Here is a 4648-nt window from a genome sequence, read left to right on the forward strand (position 1 = left end):
CCCCTAATCCACAAGGCTTTAAAAATATGTCTAAATTTGTATTTCCAATTATTATTTTTTTACTGGCTGGCTTTTTTATCTATCGTACGTGGAATAACCACAAAATTGCCGATGAAAATTTTGCTAAAGGCCAAGCGTTTTTGGCTGAAAATACTCAGCAAGATGGCGTGATAACAACCGAAAGTGGCCTACAATATCTCGTACTCCAACAAGGTACTGGCACCGTTCATCCGAAAGCCAACAGTCGTGTAAAAGTGCATTATCACGGTACTTTACTTGACGGTTCGGTGTTTGATAGCTCGGTTGAACGTAACGACCCGATTGTGTTTGGTTTGAAGCAGGTGATTCAAGGCTGGCAGGAAGGCCTACAACTGATGGTGGAAGGACAAAAAATGCGCCTGTTCATACCCAGTAATTTAGGTTATGGCAAAAGTGGCAGCGGCCCTATCCCACCGGCATCCGTACTAATTTTTGATGTGGAATTAATTGAAATCCAGTAAAGCGGTGTTGAGCCGCATTACGCGGCTCTATTCTTGAGAAGGGACTGGATAAAACACCAGTTTTCCTTCTTCTACCATCACACAATCCATTCCTCCAGCGTGAGCGGCTTGTTTACCCAAATGAGTATCTTCAAACACCACACAATGCTTAGGTTCGAGATCTAATAAAAAGGCTGCACGCAAAAATGTATCTGGATTCGGTTTATGGTTTTCAACATCAGACGCCGTTACTACAGCATCAAAGCGATTTAATAGCCCAGACTTTTTAAGCAATGCGAGTGCACTTTGCCTTTGGCTTCCAGTCCCAATCGCAAGCTTCTTTTTACCATAAAACTGCTCAACAACTTCATGAGTACAAGAAATTACCTCGCCACTATTTTCGATAGAAGAAAATGCCGCCATTTTAAATTGAGCGACCAGCTCTGGCACCAATTTGAGATCGTGCAGCTTATTGATTTGTGAAACGATTTTAGCGCTAGGCATGCCACCTAAACTGTGCAACCACTGTTCTGAGAATGGGAAACGAAAATGTTGCGCTGTTTTTGACCAAGCCTCTAAATGCGCTGGCATGGTGTCAAGCAACGTACCATCCATATCAAAAATAAGTCCTTGGTAATTTTCTAATTCAATCATGTTTACAGAGCGCCTCTAACAAATTCTATGGGAATCAACAAAATAAAAGTTCCAATATTGTGTCACGATAATGAATGTAATTTATATTTTTGCGTTCATTGATATACGCTTCATTTAATCCTAACATTCTAATTAAACATACTAATAATTACATTTTCATCAATTATTGTCATTTTACTTAGGTGTATAATCTCATGAGTATCAAACAAAAATTATATTCACTGGGTGCTATTGCGGTTATCGGGGTTCTGGTAATGTTAGCCACTACCACACATTTTTCCCAAACCACCGAAACGCTCAATCAAGCCATTAACTTAGTCGATAAACTTGAAATTAGACTGCTCAATTTGCGGCGCAATGAGAAAGATTTTCTTCTGCGAAGCGACGTGAAATACCTTGAAACCTTTAAAAAAAACAGCACTCTTTTTTTAGATCTGGAACAGCAACTTTCCCTCATCCTGTTAGATCGAGATCTCCCCTCTAGTAGCCAACTCCGACAAGACCTTTTGGCTTATAAACAAGGTTTTGAAAAATTGGTGCAAGCTTATAGCCTATACGGATTAAATGAAAAATCCGGCCTTTTAGCCACTTATTTACAAGCATTGGAAACCATAAAACCTAATGCTGATGATGCATTACTTTTAGAGCTAATGGCGTTTAATCAAAGCGTGCAGGTTGGAGAGCTGCAAAACAGCACAGTGACCAACCGTTTTCCAGCATTAGCACAGGCCGCCGAACAGCTTGTCGATCAGAAAAAAGTGATTGGTTTGAAATATAATCAAGGGCTACTTGGTGAAGTACGTAATCTTTCTCATAATGTTGAACAACAGTTTGTCACCTTTTCTAAAGTGTTAAATAAAGAGATTACAAGTATTGAGCAAGAACTTAACTATGTGAAGCAAGGGCTCAGTGCGTTAGTGATCGTGCTAATCCTTGGATTTATTCTCCAAATAGCGCGCTCCATTAACGTGCAAGTGAGTAAGTTGTTGTCAGTGATGCGAATGATTTCAAACAGCAACAACATCAGTTTGCGTGTTGAACTGACTGGCCGCAACGAGCTGGTATCGATCGCAACTTATTTTAATACCTTACTCGATAAGTTCGAAACTCTTATCGCTGGCTCTCAAACAAAGTCTCACCAGCTATCGAACAGTACATCAAGTATGCATAACGAATTAGAAGATGTGATTGAACAGTTTCACGTTCAGGCTGACCACACCACGACAATGGCAACGGCCGTTCAAGAAATGGTGTCCACCATCAGCGAAATTTCAGAAAGTACTAGTGTAGCGGTAGAAGGTGTACACAAAGCCGCGCACAATGCTCAGCAAGGGCGTTTGGTGGTGGAATCAACGGTAAAAAATGTCGATGAACTCTCACGAACATTGGAAAAAAGTCAAATCTCCATCGCCTCATTGAACAAGCATGTCGAACAAATTGGCGGTGCTGTTAACATCATTCAAGGTATCGCAGAGCAGACCAATTTACTGGCATTAAATGCCGCGATTGAAGCCGCTCGCGCCGGAGAACAAGGCAGAGGCTTTGCTGTGGTCGCCGATGAAGTCCGCGCACTTGCCAGCCGCACGCATCAGTCAACGGAAGAGATCACCAATGTCGTTTCTGCAATTCAAAGCCAAATGAGCACCGTTGTCACTGATATTGCACAATGCAACACTCAAGGCCATGCGACGCTAACGGCTTCAGGAGAACTGGATAATAGTTTACGTCAGATTCTCTCTGACATGGAAATGATACAAAGTAACTCTGAGCGAATCGCCTCTGCAATTGAAGAACAAGGCATTGTGATGAACCAAGTCAGTGAATCGATCACCGAACTTAACTCTATCTCTGATAATAATATGCACTCAGCCAAACAGTGTTTGATTGAAGTCGATATCGTTTCCAAACAAGCAAACGACATGGACAACGCGGTCGCCGAATTCCAGACTCAGAAATCCGTCAGTTAGCCAATGTATAGAGATAAAATATAGCGAGAGTTAGTGAAAAGGGTCTAGAGTTAGACCCTTTAATTCATGTTTGCTTAAAGCATAACAAGATGTGGATTACTTTTGTATTCCTTCAACATAGAGTTCCATATCGACATAGCTTGAAGCGCCCATTACTGCAATATTGAAATCCGCGAGTTCGATACGTGTTGTCCCCGAAAAACCAGCGCGTTGGCCACCCCATGGGTCTTTACCTGCGCCAATAAATTCTGCATCAATAGTAATGGGTTTGGTTTGACCATGCAGAGTAAGATCACCGAGCACTTCTAGTTTACCATTCCCTTTATCAACCACTTGAGTACTGGTAAACGTTGCTTGTGAATATTTTGATGCATCAATGAAATCAGCACTACGAATATGTTTATCACGTTCAGCATGGTTACTGTCCAGGCTGCGAGTATCCACATTAACTTTCACTTTTGAGCTTGCAAGGTCGTTAGGATCGTAGGAAAACTCACCATCAAACTTGTTAAAGCGGCCCTTGGTAAAGCTATAACCAAGATGGCTGACTTTAAAGTTAATTGAAGCATGCGCACCTTTGGTATCTATAACATAGTCAGCAGCGTTTGCACCTAGCGGCATGAGTGTTGCGAAAGCCAATCCAGTAGCAAGTAACGTTTTCTTCATTTAGAAGCTCCTATCATTTTTCGTAGCGTATCGTCTTTATCAATAAAATGGTGCTTGAGTGCGGCAACAGCGTGCACGCCTGCTAAAATAATCAGCGTCCAAGCTGCGTAAAAGTGAACCGTACCAGAGAGATCGGCTTGTCCTTCAAACAACAAGCCCATACTTGGTACAGTAAACCAATTGAAAACATCAATCCCTCGGCCATCTTCTGTTGAGATCAAATAGCCTGATACAAACAGCGTCATCAATAATAAATACATTAATCCGTGCGCCGCTTTAGCCGCAATGCGCTCATAGTGGCCGCCACCAATGGCAGGAGAGACACTCACCAACTTCCATAGTATGCGGAACAGGGTGACCGCGAGCAGCAACAAACCGACAGATTTATGCCAATGTGGCGCGGTGTTATACCATTGACTGTAATAGGTTAACTCAACCATCCAGATCCCAGCACCAAACATACCGATGATAACGAGTGCGGATAACCAATGGATAAGACGCGTGACTAAGTTGTAATTTTTAACTTCAGTTGTCATAAATTTTCTAAACCAGCAAGTGAAACAGCAACAAAGTGAATTGAATCTATATTCTAGCCTAAATTATTAACACAGTATTTACCATACTTTACATTGTGGACATACTTTAGTACTGATTGAGTTATTCGAAAAAACTGAAGGAACTTATTGTGGATATAGATAACCACGACTTAGGCTCAAACAACTTGAAACAACGGTAGCTTCAAATCATAAGGGTTTAACACCTGTAGAATGCTCGTATTAGAAGAATAGTGTGAAAGATCAAGAACTCGCCATTTGCTGCTCGTGCTTGTTGATAACTGTGGTAATCTTGCTTGGCTTTATTAAAGGAGAACAACGAGTTGCT

5 protein-coding genes are annotated in these 4648 nt (G+C 41.6%); 2 read left to right on the top strand and 3 right to left on the bottom strand.

Annotated features, from left to right (window positions below; genetic code table 11):
- Positions 1 to 26 precede the first annotated feature (26 nt).
- Entirely contained in the window at positions 27 to 500 is a 474-nt protein-coding gene (locus B9J87_RS04900; protein WP_017046439.1) for an FKBP-type peptidyl-prolyl cis-trans isomerase, read from the top strand.
- Between the two features lie 27 nt (positions 501 to 527).
- Here the strand turns inward: B9J87_RS04900 and B9J87_RS04905 are convergent, their stop codons facing one another.
- Positions 528 to 1133 carry a beta-phosphoglucomutase family hydrolase gene (locus B9J87_RS04905; protein WP_017046438.1) on the bottom strand — a complete coding sequence of 202 codons (606 nt, stop codon included), beginning with the start codon at positions 1131 to 1133 and terminating at the stop codon, positions 528 to 530.
- 194 nt (positions 1134 to 1327) lie between these two features.
- On the opposite strand from B9J87_RS04905, the gene B9J87_RS04910 reads away from it, so the two are divergent.
- Entirely contained in the window at positions 1328 to 3100 is a 1773-nt protein-coding gene (locus B9J87_RS04910) for a methyl-accepting chemotaxis protein (protein ID WP_176429482.1), read from the top strand.
- A gap of 96 nt (positions 3101 to 3196) precedes the next feature.
- Here the strand turns inward: B9J87_RS04910 and B9J87_RS04915 are convergent, their stop codons facing one another.
- Both B9J87_RS04915 and B9J87_RS04920 read right to left on the bottom strand, forming a co-directional pair.
- Positions 3197 to 3766 carry a YceI family protein gene (locus tag B9J87_RS04915; protein WP_013867851.1) on the bottom strand — a complete coding sequence of 190 codons (570 nt, stop codon included), beginning with the start codon at positions 3764 to 3766 and terminating at the stop codon, positions 3197 to 3199.
- The gene (locus B9J87_RS04920) at positions 3763 to 4302 is read right to left on the bottom strand and encodes a cytochrome b (RefSeq protein ID WP_017047204.1); all 540 of its coding nucleotides are present in this window, start codon (positions 4300 to 4302) and stop codon (positions 3763 to 3765) included. The genes B9J87_RS04915 and B9J87_RS04920 overlap by 4 nt, the downstream gene beginning before the upstream one ends.
- Positions 4303 to 4648 lie beyond the last annotated feature (346 nt).

The sequence above is a fragment of the Vibrio sp. V19_P1S1T109 genome, from assembly GCF_002241375.1.
GTDB classification, from domain to species: Bacteria; Pseudomonadota; Gammaproteobacteria; order Enterobacterales; family Vibrionaceae; genus Vibrio; species Vibrio anguillarum.